We start from the raw sequence: 21,287 nt of genomic DNA on the forward strand, positions 1-21,287 counted from the left end.
AGAGTGGAATGCGTAGATTGGTTGTGGGATTGTTCAGTTGTGCTGTGTTGTGTTGTTTGGGCATTGCGCCTGCCGTAGCGGATATCGCCGGCTGGCAGCCGATAAAGGAGACCATCCGCAAGAGCAGCAAGGACATACGCCAGTACCAGGCCGTCAGGCTGGCCAACGGCATGACGGTATTGCTGGTCAGCGATAAGCAGGCGGTGAAGTCGCTGTCCGCCCTCGCGGTGCCGGTGGGATCGCTTGAGAACCCGGATGACCAGTTGGGCCTGGCCCACTATCTTGAACATATGATCCTGATGGGGTCGAAAAAATACCCACAGCCGGAAAACCTGGCGGAATTCCTGAAAAAGCACGGCGGCGATCATAACGCCAGCACCGCCTCCTACCGCACCGCATTTTACCTCGAGGTGGAAAATAACGCCCTGGAGCCAGCCATCGATCGCCTGGCGGACGCCATCGCCGAGCCGTTGCTCGATCCCGGCAATGCCGACAAAGAACGTCATGCGGTCGATGCCGAACTCACCATGGCCCGCGCCAATGACGGCTTACGCATGGCGCAAATCCGCGCCGAAACCATGAATCCCGCCCATCCCGGCTCGCGTTTTTCCGGCGGCAACCTCGACACCCTACGCGATAAGCCGGGCAGCAACCTGCACCAGGCGCTGAAGGCGTTTTATCATCGTTATTACTCCGCCAACCTGATGGTGGCGGTGATCTACGGCAACCAGCCGTTGCCCGAATTGGCGCGGATCGCGGCCGCCACCTACGGACGCGTGGCCAACCGCCACGCCACGGTGCCCAAGATTACCGCACCGGCGGTGACAAAAAAGCAAACCGGCGTCCTGATCCACTACCAGCCGGTGCAGCCGCAGAAAATGCTGCGCATCGAGTTTCCCATCACCAATAACAGCCAGGCTTTTCGCAGTAAAACCGATACTTATATCAGTTACCTGATTGGCAACCGCAGTCCGAACACCCTGGCTGACTGGTTGCAGAAACAGGGACTGGCGGATGCCATAGACGCGGGCGCCGATCCCATGGTCGATCGCAACGGCGGGGTGTTCGCCATCGCCACGTCCCTGAGCGATAAAGGGCTCAGGCAACGGGATGAAGTGGTGGCGGCAATCTTCAGTTACCTGAAGACCCTGCGCGAACAAGGGATACAGAGGCAATATTTCGATGAGATCGCCCATGTGCTGGAACAGGATTTCCGCTACCCGGTGATTACCCGCAATATGGATTATATCGAATGGCTGGTGGACTCCATGCTGCGGGTGCCGGTACAGCACGTGCTCGATTCCGCCTATGTGGCGGACCGCTACGATCCCAAGGCCATCGCCGCGCGCCTGGACGGCATGACGCCGGACAAGGCCCGCATCTGGTTTATCAGTCCGGACGAGCCGCATAACAAAAGCGCTTATTTTGTCAACGCGCCTTACCAGGTGGATAAAATCCCGGCGCAACGGCTGACGTTATGGCGCCAGACCCAGCCTCATATCCAGCTGTCGCTGCCGGCGCTCAATCCCTATATCGCCAGCGATTTTTCATTAATCAAAGCCACCGCGGCGCCGGCCTATCCGCAACTGCTGATCGACGAACCGGGACTGCGGCTGCGTTATATGCCCAGCCGGTATTTCGCCGACGTGCCGCGGGCGGATATCACCCTCAATTTCCGTAATCCCGCCGTCATGGCTTCCGCCCGCAATCAGGTGCTTTATTCCCTGAACGACTATATCGCCAGCCAGGATCTGGCCGAGCTCAGCAATCAGGCCTATGTGGGCGGCATCAGCTTTTCCACCTATGAAAACGACGGGTTGACCATTAAAGCCTCGGGGTATACCCAGCGCCTGTCGCAACTGGTATTAAGCCTGGTGGAGCGTTACGCCACCTTTACGCCGACGGTTGATCAGCTGTTACAGGCCAAAAGCTGGTATCGCCAGCAGCTGGACGGCACGGAAAAAGAGAAGCCGTACGCGCAGGCGATGATCCCGGTCAAAGTGTTGTCGGCCCTGCCGTATGTGGAACGGGATGAGCGGCGCGCCCTGATTGACGGCATGACGGTACAGGATGTGATTGATTACCGCGAAACCCTGTTCAAGCCCACCGCGCTGGATATGCTGGTGGTGGGCAATATGACGCCGCAGCAGGCCACCGAACTGTCGGCACAGCTGAAGAAACAGATAGGTTGGACGGGCACGCAGTGGCGGCGCGCCGACAAAGTGCAGATTACCCGGCCGCAGCTGGCCGTGATGCAAAAACAGGGCGGCAGTTCGGATGCGGCGCTGTCCGCGGCGTATGTCCCCGCCGGCTATGACCGGATACAGGGCATGGCCAATAGCTATATGCTGGCGCAAATCGTGGAGTCCTGGTTCTACCAGCAGTTGCGCACCCAGGAACAGTTGGGATATGCGATTTTTATGGTGCCGGTATTTGTCGGCGACCAGGGCGGGATCGGTTTTGTGCTGCAAAGCGGCACCCGGCAGCCCGCATACCTTTACCAGCGCTACCAGGCGTTTTTCCCCGAGGCGGAACGGCGGCTGCGCGCTATGGCGCCCGCGGATTTCGAGCAGTATAAGCAAGGCATTATCAGCCAATTGCTACAGCAGCCGCAGACGCTGGCCGAAGAAGTGGGACAATATACCGATGACATCGAGCGCGATAACCTGTCTTTCGATACCCGTGCTAAAGTAGTGGCGGCGCTGCGGCAGCTGACGCTCGCGCAGCTGGCTGATTTTTTCCATCAGGCGGTGATTGCGCCGACCGGGCTGGCGCTATTATCCCAGATTGGCGGCAGCGGCGACGGCCACGCTCCGGCGGAATATGCCGCGCCCGCGGGCTGGCAGCTTTATCCCAACGCCTCGGCGCTGCAAAGGACGTTACCCGTACTTGCTCATCAATAGAGGAAAACAGCATCCTTGACCGCGCAGATACTTAATCCGCTGACGTTGCCGTTGCAGGGCGCAAGCCTTATCGAGGCGTCGGCGGGTACCGGGAAAACCTACACGCTGGCGGCGCTTTATCTCCGCCTGCTGCTGGGGCTGGGCCAGCAGGCGGCTTATCAGCGCCCGCTCAGCGTGGAAGAAATCCTGGTGGTGACCTTTACCGAGGCGGCCACCGAGGAACTGCGGGGACGCATCCGGGAGAATATCCACCGCCTGCGGCTGGCCTGCGTGCGGGGTCCTTCCCTGCGTGAACCCGGCAAGGACGACCTGTTTCAGGAACTTCTGGCCCAGGTCGCCGATACGGAGCATGCCGCCCGTTTACTGCTGGCGGCCGAACGGCAGATGGATGAAGCGGCGATTTATACCATTCATGGCTTTTGCCAGCGCATGCTCGGCCAGAATACCGTTGAGTCGGGTATGTTGTTCCAGCAAACCCTGGTGGAAGACGAATCGGCGCTCAGACGCCAGGTCTGCGCCGACTTTTGGCGCCGCCATTGCTACCCGCTGCCTTACGCCATCGCCCGGGCCATACACCAGGAATGGGACGGTCCGGAAAAACTGTTGGCGGAATTGCTGCCTTATATGCAGGGCGAGGCGCCGGTGGTGCGCAATCCGCCGGATAAAACCGAGTCCATCCTGGCGCGGCATGAGCGCATTATCGCCCGCATCGACGCCCTTAAGCGGTCATGGCGCCAAGCCGCCGGTTTGTTGCCGGCCCTGGTGGGCGACTCAGGCGTCGATAAGCGCTCATACAGTAGCAAGAACCTGCCTGTATGGCTGGATAAAATGTCAGCCTGGGCCGCCGCGCCAACCGATGATTATGCGGTGCCAAAAGAGCTTGAACGCTTCCGCCAATCGGTACTGCGCGCCAAAACCACCAAGGGCAGGCCGCCCGAACATGTCCTGTTCGACGAAATCGACCGGTTTTTCCAGGAGGCGTTGACGCTGCGCGAGCTGATTTTTGTGCTGGCGCTGGATGAAATGCGCCTCGCGCTGCAACTCGAAAAGCGCCGGCGCGGTGAACTGGGCTTCGACGATCTGCTCAGCCGTTTTGACGAGGCGCTGCGGGGCGAGGGTGGCGACGCCCTGGCGCAGTCGGTGCGCGCGCGCTATCCGGTGGCGATGATTGACGAATTCCAGGATACCGACCCCCAGCAATACCGCATTTTCCGCCGCCTCTATGGCGGGCAGCCGGCCTGCGGCCTGGTATTGATTGGCGATCCCAAACAGGCGATTTATGCTTTTCGCGGCGCGGATATTTTTACCTATATGCGTGCCCGCAGCGAAGTTAGCGCCCACTATACTCTCGGCACCAACTGGCGCTCCTCGCCGCCCATGATCGGCGCGGTGAACCGCCTGTTCCAATCGCTCGCAAACCCCTTTATTTTTGCGCAAATTCCCTTTTTGCCGGTCGCCGCCGCCCCGGAAAACGACGCGCTGTCGCTGATGGTCGACCAGGCGCCGCAGCCGGCGCTGCGGGTCTGGCTGCTGGCGGGGGACGGAACCGGTGTAAGTGAGTACCAACATTTAATGGCGCGCCAGTGCGCCGCCGCCATCAGCGACCTGCTGACCGCCGGCCGGGACGGGCGCGCCTGGCTTAACGGCCGCAAGGGACGCGAGGCGCTGCAGGCCTCGGACATGACGGTGCTGGTGCGTAACCGTAATGAAGCCTCCCTGGTGCGCGACGCGTTAAGCGCATTGTCGATCCCCGCGGTTTACCTGTCCAATCGTGACAGCGTGTATGAAACGCCGGAGGCGCGCGAGCTGCTGTGGTTGTTGCAGGCAATCCTGATCCCGGGCCAGGATAACGCCCTGCGCTGCGCCCTGGCCACCAGCCTGATGGGGCTAGACGCCCAGGATATCGATGCCGTCAACCACAACGGCCAGGCCTGGGACGCGCTGGTGGATGAGTTCGCCGGGTATCGCCAGCTGTGGCGGCAACGCGGCGTGCTGCCGATGCTGCGCCAGGTGATGATTGCCCATCAGATAGCGGAGAACCTACTGGCCAGCGTTAATGGCGAACGCAGGCTGACCGATCTGCTGCATCTGGCCGAACTGCTGCAGGAAGCCTCGGCGCAGCTGGATAACGAACACGCGCTGGTGCGCTGGCTGGCGTTGCAGATTGAACAGCCCAACACCCAGGCCGATAACCAGCAGCTGAGGCTGGAAAGCGACCGCCATCTGGTGAAGATCACCACGGTGCATAAGTCCAAGGGATTGGAATTTCCCCTGGTATTCCTGCCGTTTGTCGCCGATTTCCGGCTGCAAAAGCGCCCCTTGTTCCATGACCGCAGTGATTTCCAGGCCTGGCTGGATCTGGCGGCCTCCGAGGAGAGCCTCGCGCTCGCGGAGGAAGAGCGGTTGGCGGAAGACCTGCGCCTGCTGTACGTGGCGCTGACCCGTTCCATTTATCAATGTTGCATCGGTATCGCGCCGCTGTTTCGCGGCACCCGTGCCAAAAACGGCGATACCGATGTGCATCAAAGCGCGTTGGGCTACCTGATACAGCAGGGCGAGCCCGGCGACGGCGCCGTCCTGCGGGCGCGGCTTGAGCAACTGTGCGCAGCGGATATCGCCCTGGACGTGATTACCCAGCCGCAGGGGCACCCCTGGCAACCGGCCGTGACGGCGCGGCATATCCTCGCCGCCCGGCGCTTTCAGCCGCGCGCGCAGGACAATTGGCGCGTCACCAGCTATTCCGGCCTGCAACAGCACGGCGGCGGACCGGGGCTGATGGAACTGCTGCCCCGGCTGGACGTCGACGCGGTGGGCGAACGCCGTCAGGACGCCGAACCCGAGCTGTCGCCCCATACCTTTGCGCGCGGCGCCTCCCCCGGCACCTTCCTGCACGCCCTGTTTGAATCGCTCGATTTTACCCGGCCGCTTGATGAGGATTGGCTCAGCGGACAACTGGCGCAAAACGGCATCAGCGACATTTGGCGACCGGTTATCGGGCAGTGGATGGACCGGGTATTAAACGCGCCGCTCGGCGCCTCCGGCATTACGCTCTCCCGACTGGCGCCGGGGCGGAAACAGGCGGAGCTGCAGTTCTATCTGCCGATCGACGCCACGGTTACCGCCGGCGCGCTGGATATGCTGTGCAAACGCTACGATCCGTTGTCCGCGCGCTGCCCGCCGCTGGATTTTCCCCAGGTGCGGGGAATGCTGAAGGGGTTTATCGACCTGGTTTTTTGCTGGCAGGACCGTTATTACCTGCTGGACTACAAATCCAACTGGCTGGGCGAAGACGATGCCGCCTATACGCCCGAGGCGATGGCGCAGGCCATGGCGGAGCATCGCTACGATCTGCAATACCAGCTTTATACCCTGGCGTTGCACCGTTACCTGCGCCATCGCCTGGCGGATTATGATTATCGCCGCCATTTTGGCGGAGTCTTTTATCTGTTCCTGCGCGGCGTCGCGGCCGATAATCCCGGCAACGGCATATTTTACTGCCGCCCTGAACCGGCCCTGATTGACGGGCTGGATACATTATTCAGCCAGGGCGCGGCGGCCACCAGCGAGGATAAGGCGATTTAATGGACGTTGTGATCGAGCAGGCGCAATTACTGCGGCTTTGGCGGCCGCTGGATATCCAGTTTGCCCGCATGCTGGCGAGCGCGGATGAGCCGGCCCTGCTGCTGGCTTGCGCTTGCCTGAGCGCCGACGCCGGCGCAGGACATGTTTGCCTGCCGTTGACGCTATTGCAGCCCGGCGGCCTGTTCAACGGCCGGCATCCGCAACTGGCCGAGCATGCCTGGCGCCTTGCCGGCAAGCCCTCGCCGGACGAGTGGCCGCGTTTGCTGAACACGTCGCCGGCGGTCAGCGACGGTTCCAGGCCCACCCCCCTGGTATTAGATCAGGGCCGGTTGTATTTGCAGCGCATGTGGCAAAATGAACGGCGGGTCGCGCATTTTTTTAACGCCATCCGGCCCATGCCCGCTGGGGATGAAGCGCTTATCAGGCGGGTGCTGGATCGGTTTTTCCCGGCCGGCGCCGATGCGGTGGACTGGCAGAAAGTGGCGGCGGCGGTGGCTATCACCCATCCGGTGGCGCTGATTTCCGGCGGCCCGGGCACCGGTAAAACCTCGACGGTGGCGAAAATGCTGGCCGCCATGGTGGTGCTGGGCGGCGATGCCCGTCTGCGTATCCAGCTGGCGGCGCCCACCGGAAAAGCGGCGGCGCGCCTGAGCGAGTCCCTTGGCGCGGCGCTGGCGGCGCTCGGCCTTGACGAACGGCAGCGGCGGCTGTTCCCCGCGGAAGCCGTGACGCTGCACCGGCTGCTGGGCGCGCAGCCCAACAGCCAGCGCATGCGTTACCATCAGGATAATCCGCTGCATGTGGATATCCTGATTGTCGACGAAGCCTCGATGGTCGATCTGCCGATGATGGCCAGCCTGATCGCCGCGCTGCCGCCGCAGGCGCGGGTGGTTTTTTTAGGCGATCGTTGCCAACTGGCGTCGGTGGAAGCGGGGGCGGTGCTGGGCGACATCTGCTTTCTGGCGGAGAACGGCTATAGTCCCGGGCGTAATGCGCAGCTGCGGCGGCTTACCGGCTGCGAGGTGCCGGCGGGCACGCCCGTGGCGGGACACCAGACGGGGGACAGCCTGTGCCTGCTGCGTAAAAGCTACCGCTTTGACGCGGGATCCGGCATCGGCCGTCTGGCCAATACCGTTAACAACGGCGATGGCCGGGGGGCGCTGGCGTTGCTGAAAGCCGGGCGTGATGAGGACGTGGCCTACGCGCCGATACGCGACGGCGAAGACTATCTGCGCCTGCTCGACGGGTGCGTCGCGGGCTATCGTGATTACCTGCGGCTGGTGCGGGACGGCGCCGGGGCGGGCGCGGTGTTAGCGGCATTTGACCGCTACCGCCTGCTGTGCGCGCTGCGCGAAGGGCCCTTCGGCGTCGCCGGCCTTAACGCGCGGATTGAACAGGCGCTGGCCCAGGCGGGGTTGATTAAGCGCCAGGCGGATGCCGCCGGCAGGGGGTATGCGGGACGGCCGCTGATGATCACCCGCAATGCGCCGTCCCTTGGACTGTATAACGGCGATATCGGTATTATGCTGCCGGATGCGCAATCGGCGCTGCGGGTCTGCTTCCCGCTGCCTGACGGCACCATCAAGGCGGTGCCGCTAAGCCGTCTGCCCGATCATGAAACCGCTTTTGCCATGACGGTGCATAAATCCCAGGGGTCGGAGTTTATCCATACGGCGCTGGTGCTGCCCAACCAGTTTCTGCCAGTGCTAACCCGCGAGCTGGTCTATACGGCCATTACCCGCGCCCGCGAGCGGCTGTCGGTCTATGCCAACGACGAGGTGATAAGCCAGGCCATCGCCACGCCGACCGAGCGGCGCAGCGGCCTGCGGGAATTGCTGTTAAAGGGGTAGGCCGCCGGCAGGCTTGCCGGCGCACGCGGTAGCCGGCGGGCGTCCCGGGAATGCTCGCCGGCGCAGCCCGGTTACTGGCCGGTGAGGTCCGCCACCAGGATTTTTGAACGGCGATGGTAGTTATACAGCGCCTGCTTCTGCTGCGGCAGCACTTCCACTTCCGCCGGGGTAAAACCGCGCTCCTGGAACCAGTGAATGCTGCGCGTCGTCAGCACAAACAGCTTTTTCAGCCCCATCTGGCGCGCCTGCTGCGTAATGCGCTGCAACAGCATTTCGCCGCGCGACGAACTGCGGTAATCGGGATGCACGGCCACGCAGGCCATCTCCCCCAGCTGTTCTTCCGGAAAGGGGTAAAGGGCGGCGCAGGCAATGGTCAGGTTGTCCCGTTCGATAATAGTGAATTTATCGATTTCCATTTCCAGCTGTTCGCGGGACCGGCGCACCAGGATGCCCTGCTGCTCCAGCGGGCGTATCAATTCCAGGATGCCGCCGATATCATTAATGGTCGCGCGCCGCACCTGTTCCGCGCTTTCCATCACGATCTGGGTGCCGATGCCTTCGCGGGAGAACAGTTCCTGCACCAGCGCGCCGTCATCCTGATAGCTGATCAGATGGCAACGGCGCACGCCGCTGCGGCAGGCTTTCACCGCACCGCGCAAAAAGCGCACCGTGCCGGAATGGTAATCGCCTTTTTTTTCCAGCGCGTCGATACGCAGCTGGGCCTCATTGGGAAACAGTTCGGATATTATCTCGCCCTTATCGTCACACACCCCTTGCGAAGAACAAAAGCCGATAATCTTTTCCGCTTTCAGTTTGATAGCCAGCTGGGTGGCCACTTCTTCCGAGGTCAGGTTAAAGCTCTCGCCGGTTACCGATACCGCCACCGGCCCGAGCAGCACGATAGCGCCGCTGTCCAACTGGCGATGTATCGCCTCGTCGTCGATACGGCGGATGCGGCCGCTGTGGCAGTAGTCCACCCCGTCGTCCACCCCGAGCGGCTGGGCAATGATAAAATTGCCGCTGACCACATTAATATGCGCCCCCTGCAGCGGCGTATTGTTCAGGCTCATGGACAGCCGCGCGGTAATATCCAGCTGCAGCAGGCCGGCCGCCTGCTTGACCAGTTCAAGGGTCGGCGCGTCGGTGACGCGGGTGTGCTTGTGGTAAATAGGTTCCAGGTGGTGCACCGACAGATTGGCGTCGATTTGCGGCCGTGCGCCGTAGACCAGCACCAGGCGGATGCCCAGGCTGTGAAGGAGGCCGATATCATTAACGATGTTGGCGAAGTTTTCATGTTCGATGGCTTCGCCGCCTAACATGACGACAAACGTCTTGCCCCGATGGGCATTGATATAGGGAACTGAGTGACGAAAGCCTTGGACCAGTTCAGTACTACGTTCCTTCACGGCAAATCCTCTGTGAATGATTATTCTGATTTTGTGTATTTTTATTCTATAAATAGGGTATTGGCAAGCAGCATTTTTCCCCATTCTTGTTTGTAAAGAATCGAAAATAAACCCCGAAGCACTAAGCATAGAGCCTTTTAAGGATGACAGATACCGGCGGATTCGCTAAAGTTTTTGCCATTCGAAAAAATGACTGCTTTTTCATTATATTAGCTTTTATCCTGGGGCGATATGCCGGATTCACATCATAATAAGGGGCGCAGGCGGCTGCTGCAGGCAACCGCCGCCACCTGGCTGTTAACGCTCAGTCGCATCGGAATGGCGGCGCCGCTGGTAGTGGCCGTACGCATCTGGCCCGCAGCCAGTTATACCCGCATTACGCTTGAATCCCAGTCCCCCTTGCGCTATCGCCAGTTTGTCCTTGGCAATCCCGACCGGCTGGTGGTGGATATCCAGGATGCCCAGCTTAATTCGGTGCTGAAGGGCGCCGGTCAATTGGTCAGGGAAGCGGACCCCTACATCAGCCGGATACGGGCCGGCCAGTTTGACGATCGCACCGCCAGGATGGTGATCGAACTGAAGCAGCCGGTCCAGGCGCGCTTCCTGGCCCTGCCGCCGGTGGCCGGGTTCAAACATCGTCTCATCATGGATCTCTATCCCCGGGCCGGCAGCCGTTCCGCGCTGCAGGACGATCCGCTGCTGGCGCTGCTGGAGGACTACAATCAGGGCGATCTGGCGCGCAGCCTGCCGCCCGAATCCCAGGCGCCGCGCGCCGGCAAAGCCGGGCGCGACCGGCCGGTTGTCATCATGCTCGACCCCGGCCATGGCGGTGAGGATCCTGGCGCCATCGGCAAGTTCCGCACCCGCGAAAAGGATGTGGTGCTCAAGATTGCCCGCCACCTGCGCGCCTTGATTGACCGTGAGCCCAATATGAAAGTCTATATGACGCGCAATGAGGATGTCTTTATTCCGCTGAAGGTCAGGGTGGCGAAAGCGCGCAAACAGCGCGCGGATCTGTTCGTCTCCATTCATGCCGACGCGTTTACCAACCGCGCGGCACGCGGCGCGTCGGTGTTTGCGCTGTCCACCAAAGGGGCCACCAGCGCCGCCGCGCGTTTCCTGGCGCAAACCCAGAACGCCGCGGACGATATCGGCGGGGTAGGCAAAAGCGGCGACCGCTATCTGGATCATACCTTGTTTGATTTGGTGCAGACCGCCACCATCAACGACAGCCTGAAATTCGGCAAGGCGGTGTTGCATCATCTGGGGAAAATCGCGCACCTGCATAAACGCAGCGTGGATCAGGCGGGTTTTGCGGTGCTCAAGGCGCCCGATATTCCCTCCATCCTGGTGGAGACCGCGTTTATCAGCAATGTGGAAGAGGAGCGGCGCCTGCGCACCACGCATTTCCAGCAGCAGGTGGCGCACGCCATCCTGGCGGGCATCAAGGCGTATTTTGCGGCGGGTGGGGTGATCTCGGGCCGGTGAGGCGGCGCGTTTTGCGTAATGCAGACAACAAAAAACCCACCTTAGAGAGTGGGTTAAGCGCTTTAGCCTGTCATTTTTCAAGAAGTGGTTGCGGGGGCCGGATTTGAACCGACGACCTTCGGGTTATGAGCCCGACGAGCTACCAGGCTGCTCCACCCCGCGTCCGATATACTACATCTGTGAGCAGTCAGATGCTTGCTTCTTTTACTCTTTTTTTTAATTCTTTTCTTAACGTATGACTTTTACTGCTTAATTGGTTGCGGGGGCCGGATTTGAACCGACGACCTTCGGGTTATGAGCCCGACGAGCTACCAGGCTGCTCCACCCCGCGTCCGTGGAAGCGCACTATACTCCGGACAGCCTTTGATGCAACCCCTTTTTGCGATTAATCGCCTGCTATAATGATTTTTGTTTAAAGAGGCGCTTTTTTGCCTGTTTTATAAGCAAAACAGACGGTTGTTTTTGCAATAATGCATTTATCTATTGAACCGCCTTTGCTATCGTTCGCCGTTGATACATAGGCAAATGGAACCGGCATGAGAACGTTATGAACAAACAATGGGCACACTATCTTTTCATTGGCCTGATTTTCGCCATTCTGGCCGGCTGTTCGTCGCGCCCCACCGATCGTGGACAACAGTATAAAGATGGTCTTCTTACCCAGCCGTTCGGGCTGGTCAATGAACCCAATGCCAAGGGGCGACCGGTTAATGCCAAGGACTACGCCGATCAGGTGGCTGAAACGCAATACGCCGCCGCGGGCCTGTATAGCCGCAACAGCGCCAATTTCGACGCCGTCAAGCGCTGGGCCATGGCGGGCGCGGATACCCGCCAGCTCAGCCAGTTCGGCGTCAAGGCCTACCAGATGGAAGGGGTGGATAATTATGGCAATGTACAGTTCACCGGCTATTACACGCCGGTGATTCAGGCCCGCTATACGCCCCAGGGCGAATTTCAGTATCCGCTGTACCGCATGCCGCCCAAGGGCAGGAACCGCCTGCCCGACCGCGCCGCCATCTACGCGGGCGCGCTTGACGGCCGTAATCTGGCCATCGCCTACAGTAATTCGCTGATGGATAATTTTATGATGGAAGTGCAGGGCAGCGGCTATGTGGATTACGGCGACGGCCGGCCGCTCACCTTTTTTGGCTATGGCGGTAAAAACGGACACGCCTACCGCAGCATCGGTAAGATATTGATCGATCGCGGCGAAGTGGCGCGCGAGGATATGTCGATGCAGGCGATTCGCCAGTGGGCCTCGCGCCACAGCGAGACCGAGGTGCGGCAACTGCTGGAAGAGAATCCGTCCTATGTGTTCTTCAGGCCGGTTCCCTTCGCGCCGGTAAAAGGCGCCAGCGCCGTGCCGCTGGTGGCCAAGGCCTCGGTGGCGTCGGATCGCTCGCTGATCCCGGCCGGCACCACGCTGCTGGCGGAGGTACCCCTGCTGGACAACGCCGGCAAATTTACCGGTAAATATGAGATGCGCCTGATGGTGGCCCTGGATGTGGGCGGCGCCATAAAAGGACAGCATTTTGATATCTACCAGGGCATCGGCGCCGAGGCCGGCCACGCGGCGGGTTATTACAACCACTACGGCCGGGTATGGGTATTGAAAGGGTCGCAGGACAGCGCCCCGTTATTCACGGGCGAGAGCCAGGGCTTGACAACCCGGGCCAGCACCGGCCAGGTACAGGTTACCTACGATAATTAGATGCTATTGGCACCGCCAATAAGGTTAGCAAGATGAACGGGCACCCTTCACACGCGTACCAGTCAGACGCGTATCTGCAGCGGTTCGGCGGCACCGCCCGCCTGTATGGCCGGCAGGCGCTGGACGTGTTCTTCCGCGCCCATGTCTGCGTGATAGGCATCGGCGGCGTGGGTTCATGGGCGGCGGAGGCGTTGGCGCGCACCGGCGTCGGCGCCATTACGCTTATCGATATGGATGATGTGTGCGTCACCAATACCAACCGCCAGATCCATGCGCTGCGCGAGCAGGTGGGACAGCCGAAAACCGAGGTCATGGCCGCGCGCATCGCCTCGATCAATCCGGAATGCGTGGTGACCTGCGTGGATGATTTTATTACCGCCGACAACGTCGCGGCCCTGCTCGATCGCGGCTTCGACTATGTTATCGATGCTATTGACAGCGTGCGGCCGAAAGCGGCGCTGCTCTCATACTGCCGTCGTTATAAAATTCCGGTGGTCACCGTGGGCGGGGCGGGCGGGCAAATCGATCCCACCCGCATCGCGGTGGCCGATCTGGCGAAAACCATCCAGGATCCGCTGGCGGCAAAACTGCGCGAGCGGCTCAAGCATGATTTCAACGTGGTAAAAAACAGTAAAGGCAAATTGGGCATAGACTGTGTCTACTCCACCGAGCATCTGGTCTATCCGCAGCCGGATGGCTCGGTGTGCGCGTCGCCTGCCACCGCCGTTGGGCCCAAGCGCATGGATTGCGCCTCCGGCTTTGGCGCGGCGACCATGGTCACCGCCAGCTTCGGGTTTATCGCCGTATCCCATGCGCTAAAAAAAATGCTGGCCCGGGCGGCGCGGGGCGTCAGCGTTTAATATAGCTCTCGGCAATGGCGTTGATCCGCCCGGCGATAGCCGCCAGCCCGCCGGCGCGGCTGACGCTCAGCTCGGCGCGCAGCCCCAGGTCGTCAAACGGCGCCAGGGGATCCCGGTGGGACAGTTGTTCCGGCGTTTGGCCTTCGCTGCCGGCCAGCACCACGGCCAGCAGACCCTTGACGATGCGCCCGTCGCTGTCGGCATAAAAATGCAGCGTACCGTCGCGCAGCCGCTGATGGCCGAGCCAGACGCGGTTTTCGCAGCCCGTCAGTATCGTTGCCGGCGTTTTCAGCGTATCCGGCAGCGGCGGCAGCGCCTTGGCCAGCAGGATAATCTGCCGCAGGCGATCTTCCCAGGTCCGGCAGCCGGCAAAGCGTTGCGTCAATTCCCGCATAGCGATCTCGCCGCCGAAAGGATGGCTGCCCGCTTGATGTTCTGTCATGACGTTATCCCCATCAGAATCAATCCCTCAGCAGGGAGACGGCTTTTTCCACCGACGCGACCAGCCGGTCGACGTCATGGCGGGTATTATAGGGCGCAAAAGAGGCGCGCAGGGTGCCGGATACGCCCAGCGCCGCCATCAGCGGCTGGGCGCAATGCTGCCCGGCGCGCAAGGCAATGCCGTCCTGCGCCAGGATCATGGCGATATCCTGATGGTGAAGACCGGCAAACACAAAGGATAACACACTGGAACCCGGTGCGCGGAACGCGCGAAAACCCGGCAGGGCGGACAGACGTTGCGCGGCGAGGCCGGCCAGCCCGGCGCTGTATTCCTCCGCGGCCGCCAGATCCTGCGTGCGCAGCCAGTCGAGCGCGGCGCCCAGTCCAAGCACGCCGGCGATATTGGGCGTGCCCGCTTCAAAACGCAGCGGCGCCGCCTGCGGAATAAAACCGTCGAAACCCGCCGCGGTCAGCATCTTGCCGCCCCCTTGCCAGGGCGGCATGTCCTCCAGCAGCGCCGTTTTGCCATACAGCACGCCGATGCCGGTCGGGCCATACAGTTTATGGCCGGAAAAAACGTAGAAATCGATATCGGCGTCCCGCACGTCGGGGGGACGGTGCACCGCGCCCTGCGCGCCGTCAAGCACGATCGCCGCCTGCGGGTAGCGGCGGACCAGGGCGGTGATGCCCGCCAGATCCGGGCAGGCGCCGGTGACGTTCGACATCTGGGTCACGGCCAGGATACGGGTTTTGCCGTTCAGCAGCCCGGCGAGTTGCGCCGGGTCCGGCAGCCAATCGCGTCCCAGGGGCCATCGAACCACCCGCGCGCCGGTCTGCTGCGCCACCATCAGCCAGGGGATGAGATTGGCGTGATGCTCGGCCTCGCTGACCAGGATTTCGTCACCCGCCCGCAGGCGCGGCCGGGCATAACTTTGCGCCACCAGGTTAATCGCCTCGGTGGCGCCCCGGGTCCAGATAATGCCGGCGGCCGGAGCGCCGATCCAGGCGGCGGCCTTGAGGCGCGCCTGCTCATAACGGGCGGTGAGCGAAACGGCGCCGGGATACTGGCTGCGATGGACATTGCCGGTGCCATGGCGATAAAAGGCGTCGGTGGCATCAATGACCGCGTCGGGCTTCAGGGCGGTGGCGGCGCTGTCCAGATACACCGCGTCATTATCCAGCGCGGGGAAATGACGGCGAAAGGCGGCAAAATCAAATTCGGTCATGGTTACCTCATACACCTTGTTTCGGCAAAGCAGAACTACAGACTTATCCTATTATCGCCGTCTGGAGGGGATAAGTGACAGGATTTAATCCGGTTTTATGGAAAAATGAACAATGCTTGTTATGCTGATTATTATCAGGTAAGCAAAATACCTGCCTGCCTGGAAGCTTAATAACAGAATTAAGTGGTGATTTTTTATTTTTAAAATGAGATTGCAAGGAGATAACGATGAAGAAAACAGCCGCAATGCTATCCGCTTTTTTGTTTGCCCTGACGCTAAGCGCATGTTCAAGCAACTATGTTATGCACACCAACGACGGGCGCACCATCGTGACGTCCGGCAAACCAAAGGTTGATGATGAAACTGGCATGATCGGTTATCAAGACGCCAACGGCACCGAGCAGCAAATCAACAGTTCCGATGTCAAAGAAATGATGAAGGCGCAATAAGCGCCCGTTTTTGCCAAGCCGGACAATACCAAACCCTGCCGCACTTCATGATTGCCGGTTATCAGGCATAAAAAAGCACCGCCTCAGGCGGTGCTACATATTTCACGTATTGGACAGACAGAAAAATGTTCAGTAAGGCTGAAAAGAATAAAAAATAGTCACCTGGCACGATAAGACCGGTTACCGTAAATACCACAGGCCCGAAAGACAGACCAAAAAGGGCAAACACAACACCACACCGCAGGCCAAAAGCTCGCCTGAATGGCAAAATCCAGACTTACCTTTCGTTCCGGCCCGCGTGGTAGAGCGATACTATAGGTATTTGCTGGTGCATCCACAACGGACAAATTATAATGTCTCGGATAAAAAAAACTAATAGGTCAATTCTTCGTGCCCATCTTACTTGCCACCGGCGCAGAAAAGCGTCTCGCCCATGTCTAAACGCTTACCGCCGCTAAATGCCTTGCGGGTATTTGATGCCGCCGCCCGTCATTTAAGCTTTACCAAAGCGGCCGAGGAGCTGTTCGTCACCCAGGCGGCCGTCAGTCACCAGATCAAGTCCCTGGAAGATTTCCTTGGGTTGAAGCTGTTTCGCCGCCGTAACCGATCGCTGTTGCTCACCGAGGAAGGACAAAGCTACTACCTGGATATCAAGGAAATTTTCTCGGCGCTCATCGACGCCACGCGCCGGCTGCAATCGCGCAGCGCCAAAGGCGCGTTAACGGTCAGCCTGTTGCCCAGTTTCGCCATTCAGTGGCTGGTGCCGCGTTTATCCAGCTTCAATAGCGCCTGGCCGGGGATTGATGTCCTGATCCAGGCGGTGGATCGCGAAGAGGACAAACTGGCCGATGACGTAGACGTCGGCATCTTTTACGGCCGCGGCAACTGGCCCGGGCTGCGGGTGGAAAAACTGTATGCCGAATATTTGCTGCCGGTCTGTGCGCCCGCCCTGCTGAGTGGGGCGCACCCGCTGAAAACGCCCGGGGATTTAGCCTATCATACCCTGCTGCATGATGCGTCGCGCCGGGACTGGCAGGCCTATACCCGTCAGTTGGGACTGACTCATCTTAACGTGCAGCAGGGGCCGATTTTCAGTCACAGCGCCATGGTACTGCAGGCCGCCATCCATGGTCAGGGGGTGGCGCTGGCCAATAATGTCATGGCGCAGACGGAAATCGAGGCGGGCAGGCTGACCTGTCCGTTTAACGACGTATTGGTCAGTAAAAACGCTTTTTATCTGGTTTGTCATGACAGCCAGGCGGAAGTGGGTAAAATAGCCGCCTTTCGCCAATGGATCATCGGGCGCGCGGCGAGCGAACAGGAAAAATTCCGTTTCCGTTATAATAACGGTCATACGGTTGAATCCGAATAAATATCACAAAAATAACACCCTAATCAGGATTAATACGATGCGTAGTCGCGCTATGTTGGTATTTGCCGCCGTCAGTGGTCTAATCTATGTCGCCCTTGGCGCTTTCGGCGCCCATATCCTTAGCCAGACGCTGGGCGAGCTGGAATTGGCCTGGCTGAAAACCGGCCTGGAGTATCAAGGATTTCACACCCTGGCCGTGATGGCGCTGGGGGTTGCCATGCAGCGTAACGCCAGTGTGTGGTTTTACTGGAGCGGTGCGCTGCTGGCCATCGGTATTGTCCTGTTTAGCGGCAGCCTCTATTGCCTGTCGCTGTCGCATCTGCGTCTGTGGGTTTATGTTACGCCGATAGGCGGGGCCTGCTTTGTGGCGGGTTGGACGTTAATGTTAATTGGCGCGCTGCGTCTGAAGAAAAAGGCCGATCGCCGTGAATAAAGTTATTTTATATTGCCGACCCGGATTTGAAAAAGAGTGCGCCTCGGAGATTACCGAAAAAGCCGGCGCCCTGGAAATCTATGGTTTTGCGCGGGTTAAGGACAACAGCGGCTACGTGATCTTTGAATGCTATCAGCATGAAGAAGCAGACCGGCTGATCCGCGAGCTGCCGTTTCGCGAGTTGATCTTTGCCCGGCAAATGCTGCTCACCGGGGAACTGCTGCGCGATTTGCCGGTGGACGACCGCATCACGCCGATAGTCGGCATGCTGACCGGCGCGGTGAAGGGCGCCGGCGATTTGCGGGTGGAAGTGCCGGATACCAATGAAAGCAAGGAACTGATGAAGTTCTGCCGCAAATTTACCGTGCCGCTGCGCGGGGTCCTGCGCGCGCAGAAAATACTGGCCGTGCGGGAAGAGCCGTTCCGTCCGGTGATCCACGTGTTTTTTATTGCCCCGGGCTGCTGTTATGTCGGGTATTCCTATAGCAATAACAACTCGCCGTTTTATATGGGCATCCCACGCCTGAAATTCCCGTCCGAGGCGCCGAGCCGTTCCACGCTGAAGCTGGAAGAGGCATTTCATGTTTTTATTCCACGTGATGAATGGGATGAACGGCTGGGCAGCGGCATGTACGCGGTGGATCTGGGCGCCTGCCCCGGCGGCTGGACCTATCAGCTGGTCCAGCGCAGCATGATGGTGCATGCGGTGGATAACGGCGACATGGCCGAGAGCCTGATGGCGACCGGGCAGGTCATCCACCACCGCGAGGATGGATTCAGGTTCGAGCCGCCGCGCAATAATGTGTACTGGCTGGTCTGCGATATGGTGGAAAAACCGGCGCGGGTGGCGCAGTTGGCCGCCGATTGGTTGGTCAAGGGGTGGTGCCGCGAGGCTATCATCAATCTTAAGCTGCCGATGAAAAAGCGCTACGAGGAAGTGAGCCAGAACCTGGCGCTGCTGCGCGCGGCCCTGAAGGAAAATGATATTCATTCCGAGGTCCACGCCAAGCAGCTTTACCACGATCGCGAAGAGGTGACGGTGCATATCCGCCGGTTCTGGAGCGCGGTGCCGGGACGGCGGGACGAACGCTGAAGCCCGGGGTCAAGTTAATCATTATTCTCGCTCACCATGGCGTCGTCAGGCCGGCCCCGGTCTTCCCAACGCAGGCGAGGGTGGTGGATTAAACCCAGGCGGCGTCGGTTATAACGGCCTTGTACCCAATCTTAATTGCTGCAGATTGCCATCCAGATGGATGCCGGTATCAAGCGTCGCCACCTGTTGGCAGGTAAAGGCTATTTCCCGCTGCTGTTCGAGCCTGGCGCGCCACTTGCCGCCCAGTTGATCCAATTGCTGATACAGCGCGGCTAAGGATCCGGCCTGGCCGATTAGCAGGGCGGCGGTTTTGGGACCGATGCCGGTGACGCCCGGGATTTTGCTGCCGCTGATGCCGGCCAGGCCCCAGTAATCGGTAAGCTGCCGCGGCTGTACGCCAAAGGTATGGGTGACGAACGGCATATCCAGCCAGCGTTTCTGGAAATAATCACGGATTTGAATCGACGGCGACAGCAGTTGGCAATATCCCTTGTCGGTGGAAACCAGCGTCACGCGGTGGCCCGCCGCGGCCACTTTGCATGCCAGCGTCGCGGCAATATCATCCGCTTCATAGCCCGCCGCCTGCCAGCTGGATACGCCCGTTCGGGCAAAAGACTGTTTGATGTCCGGCAGCAGGAGCCGCAAATCCTCAGGCATCGGCGAGCGGCCGCCCTTATAGCCTGGCAACCGCTGGTGCCGCCAGCTCTCATGACGTTCCTCATCGTCGAATACCGCCACCGCGTGAGTCGGCGCGCTGTGCAGGATTAACTGCTGCAGCGCATGCAGGCAGGAGGCCGCGCAGGACGCTCCCTGCACCGCGTGGATGCGGCGTATCAGGTTTAACGCATCGACAATCAATAAGTGAACCGACATGGCATACCGTCCTGATCATTTACCGGCGCGGCGGCAAGCCGGGCCGGTAAGCCGTGGTGCCGCCCTGCCGGGCCGCGAGGCGCGGGATTAAATACAAATCTCGTAGCAGGGGATATAAGCGCTGCCGGGCAGCTTCATCCGGTGCTGGGCGACAAAACCCTGCAACAGGGCGTCCATGCGTTTCATGATGGCCGGGTCGCCATGCAGCTTATAGGGACCGTACTGCTCAATCAGGCGGATGCCGGTTTCCTTGACGTTGCCGGACACGATGCCCGAAAAGGCCCGGCGCAGCGCGGAGGCCAGCTGTTCGGCCGGCTGGTCGCGATGCAGGTTCAGGTTGGCCATATTTTCATGGGTCGGGTCGAACGGATGCTGCAGGTCCGCCGCGATGCGCAGCGACCAGTTAAAGCTGTAGGCGTCGCCGGTGTTGCGACGGTTTTCCTTCACTTCCGGCATCGCTTTTTTCATGCGCCGGGCCACTTCGGCGGCATCGTCGATAATGATGGTGTAATACCGGCGGGCCTGCTCGCCCAGGGTGCTGACAATAAACTCGTCCAGGACCCGGAAATAATCGGCGCTGATGCCGGGACCGGTCAGGATCAGCGGCAGCACCTGGTGTTTATTCTCCGGGTTCATCATGATGCCGAGCAGGTAAAGCAGCTCTTCGGCAGTGCCCACGCCGCCGGGGAAGATAATGATCCCATGGCCGATACGCACGAAGGCTTCGAGGCGTTTTTCGATATCCGGCATGATAATCAGCTCGTTGACCAGCGGGTTAGGCGGCTCGGCGGCGATAATAGAGGGTTCGGTCATGCCGATAAAACGCCCTTCCTTGTAGCGCTGCTGGGCATGGCCCACGGCCGCGCCTTTCATGGGCGCCTCCATGGCGCCCGGACCGCAGCCGGTGCAGATATTCAGCTCGCGCAGGCCCAGTTGGCTGCCGACATTGCGCGCATAAAGATATTCGGTTTCATTGATGGAATGCCCGCCCCAGCAGACGATCATGTTCGGCGCCTCGCCCACGTGCAGGCCGCGGGCGTTGCGCATGATGGAAAACACCAGGTTGGTGATATGGACGGAGTTGGCCATGTCCAGGTGCTGATGATGGCCGGCGCTGACAATCTGGCCGTTGACGAACAGGATATCGCGCAGCACCGCGAACAGGTTCGCCTGCAGCGAGCGGATAATCCGGCCGTCGACAAAGGCTTCCTCGGGCGGGTTGACCAGCTCGAGCTTGACGCCGCGCTCGCGGCGCAGCACGTTGATATCGAAATCCTGATAGCGGGCCAGCAATTCCTTGCTGCTGTCGGTCTGGCTGCCGGAATTGAGCACCGCCAGCGAACAGTTGCGGAATAAGCGGTAAAGATCGCTGCTGGCGGTACGCTTGAGCATATCGACTTCGAGTTGTGACAATAAATCCATTGAGCCAAGGGGGCTGATATGCGTAATCAATATAACTCCTTGTGTGCGACTCGGCACAAAATGCAAACAGACAGTCGACGCGGCCGCCGGAGCGCACGATGGCGGCGCGTTCGCTGTTTTCTAGTCAGGTTAACCATAATAATATCGGCGCGGTTTTACCAACGGTCCGCGCCAAAAT

Annotated in this window: 15 protein-coding genes and 2 tRNA genes; 10 read left to right on the top strand and 7 right to left on the bottom strand. The window is 60.2% G+C overall.

The genetic code is table 11. The features are described from left to right. Positions 1–8 precede the first annotated feature (8 nt). Genes ptrA through recD form a run of 3 tightly spaced genes read left to right on the top strand, consistent with a single transcriptional unit; the run spans position 9 to position 8,335 of the window. Positions 9–2,903 (top strand): pitrilysin, encoded by a 2,895-nt coding sequence (ptrA, locus tag ACL2XG_RS20990; RefSeq protein WP_413721340.1) that lies wholly within the window; start codon positions 9–11, stop codon positions 2,901–2,903. A 15-nt stretch (positions 2,904–2,918) separates the two neighbouring features. Then, complete coding sequence (gene recB / locus ACL2XG_RS20995; protein ID WP_413721339.1) at positions 2,919–6,485, top strand: exodeoxyribonuclease V subunit beta; 3,567 nt, start codon at positions 2,919–2,921, stop codon at positions 6,483–6,485. Beyond that, positions 6,485–8,335, top strand: coding sequence for an exodeoxyribonuclease V subunit alpha (gene recD / locus ACL2XG_RS21000; protein ID WP_413721338.1), 1,851 nt, complete (start codon positions 6,485–6,487; stop codon positions 8,333–8,335). Before recB ends, recD begins: the two co-directional genes overlap by 1 nt. Before the next feature lie 71 nt (positions 8,336–8,406). Here the strand turns inward: recD and argA are convergent, their stop codons facing one another. Then, positions 8,407–9,741: an amino-acid N-acetyltransferase gene (argA, locus tag ACL2XG_RS21005; RefSeq protein ID WP_410013690.1), complete on the bottom strand. Its 1,335-nt coding sequence runs from the start codon at positions 9,739–9,741 to the stop codon at positions 8,407–8,409. Between the two features lie 231 nt (positions 9,742–9,972). Between argA and amiC the strand changes: the two genes are divergently transcribed. Further along, the gene (gene amiC / locus ACL2XG_RS21010) at positions 9,973–11,229 is read left to right on the top strand and encodes an N-acetylmuramoyl-L-alanine amidase AmiC (RefSeq protein ID WP_410013691.1); all 1,257 of its coding nucleotides are present in this window, start codon (positions 9,973–9,975) and stop codon (positions 11,227–11,229) included. A gap of 85 nt (positions 11,230–11,314) precedes the next feature. Here the strand turns inward: amiC and ACL2XG_RS21015 are convergent. Both ACL2XG_RS21015 and ACL2XG_RS21020 read right to left on the bottom strand, forming a co-directional pair. After that, positions 11,315–11,391 (bottom strand) — tRNA-Met (locus tag ACL2XG_RS21015). Between the two features lie 92 nt (positions 11,392–11,483). Beyond that, positions 11,484–11,560 (bottom strand) — tRNA-Met (locus ACL2XG_RS21020). Between the two features lie 216 nt (positions 11,561–11,776). Between ACL2XG_RS21020 and mltA the strand changes: the two genes are divergently transcribed. Together mltA and tcdA are read left to right on the top strand one after the other, a co-directional pair. Continuing rightward, positions 11,777–12,940 (top strand): murein transglycosylase A, encoded by a 1,164-nt coding sequence (gene mltA, locus ACL2XG_RS21025; protein ID WP_410013692.1) that lies wholly within the window; start codon positions 11,777–11,779, stop codon positions 12,938–12,940. 32 nt (positions 12,941–12,972) lie between these two features. Further along, entirely contained in the window at positions 12,973–13,800 is an 828-nt protein-coding gene (tcdA, locus tag ACL2XG_RS21030; RefSeq protein ID WP_410013693.1) for a tRNA cyclic N6-threonylcarbamoyladenosine(37) synthase TcdA, read from the top strand. Here the strand turns inward: tcdA and csdE are convergent. Next, positions 13,790–14,242, bottom strand: coding sequence for a cysteine desulfurase sulfur acceptor subunit CsdE (gene csdE / locus ACL2XG_RS21035; protein ID WP_410013694.1), 453 nt, complete (start codon positions 14,240–14,242; stop codon positions 13,790–13,792). The genes tcdA and csdE overlap by 11 nt on opposite strands. 19 nt (positions 14,243–14,261) lie before the next feature. Next, positions 14,262–15,467, bottom strand: coding sequence for a cysteine desulfurase CsdA (gene csdA, locus ACL2XG_RS21040; RefSeq protein ID WP_410013695.1), 1,206 nt, complete (start codon positions 15,465–15,467; stop codon positions 14,262–14,264). Between the two features lie 227 nt (positions 15,468–15,694). Between csdA and ACL2XG_RS21045 the strand changes: the two genes are divergently transcribed. From ACL2XG_RS21045 to rlmM, 4 genes are all read left to right on the top strand, one after another. Next, positions 15,695–15,916 carry a YgdI/YgdR family lipoprotein gene (locus ACL2XG_RS21045; protein ID WP_410013696.1) on the top strand — a complete coding sequence of 74 codons (222 nt, stop codon included), beginning with the start codon at positions 15,695–15,697 and terminating at the stop codon, positions 15,914–15,916. 433 nt (positions 15,917–16,349) lie between these two features. Continuing rightward, positions 16,350–17,288 carry a transcriptional regulator GcvA gene (locus tag ACL2XG_RS21050; RefSeq protein ID WP_410013697.1) on the top strand — a complete coding sequence of 313 codons (939 nt, stop codon included), beginning with the start codon at positions 16,350–16,352 and terminating at the stop codon, positions 17,286–17,288. A gap of 37 nt (positions 17,289–17,325) precedes the next feature. After that, on the top strand, positions 17,326–17,721 hold the full coding sequence (locus tag ACL2XG_RS21055; protein WP_410013698.1) for a DUF423 domain-containing protein: 396 nt from the start codon (positions 17,326–17,328) through the stop codon (positions 17,719–17,721). Further along, positions 17,714–18,814: a 23S rRNA (cytidine(2498)-2'-O)-methyltransferase RlmM gene (rlmM, locus tag ACL2XG_RS21060; RefSeq protein ID WP_410013699.1), complete on the top strand. Its 1,101-nt coding sequence runs from the start codon at positions 17,714–17,716 to the stop codon at positions 18,812–18,814. Before ACL2XG_RS21055 ends, rlmM begins: the two co-directional genes overlap by 8 nt. A gap of 108 nt (positions 18,815–18,922) precedes the next feature. On the opposite strand, the gene xni is transcribed toward rlmM, so the two are convergent. Continuing rightward, on the bottom strand, positions 18,923–19,687 hold the full coding sequence (gene xni / locus ACL2XG_RS21065; protein ID WP_413721337.1) for a flap endonuclease Xni: 765 nt from the start codon (positions 19,685–19,687) through the stop codon (positions 18,923–18,925). Between the two features lie 87 nt (positions 19,688–19,774). Further along, positions 19,775–21,139, bottom strand: coding sequence for a nucleotide 5'-monophosphate nucleosidase PpnN (gene ppnN / locus ACL2XG_RS21070; protein ID WP_413721336.1), 1,365 nt, complete (start codon positions 21,137–21,139; stop codon positions 19,775–19,777). Positions 21,140–21,287 lie beyond the last annotated feature (148 nt).

It is taken from the genome of Sodalis sp. RH24 (assembly GCF_047324145.1).
In the GTDB taxonomy this organism is placed as follows: domain Bacteria; phylum Pseudomonadota; class Gammaproteobacteria; order Enterobacterales; family Enterobacteriaceae; genus Acerihabitans.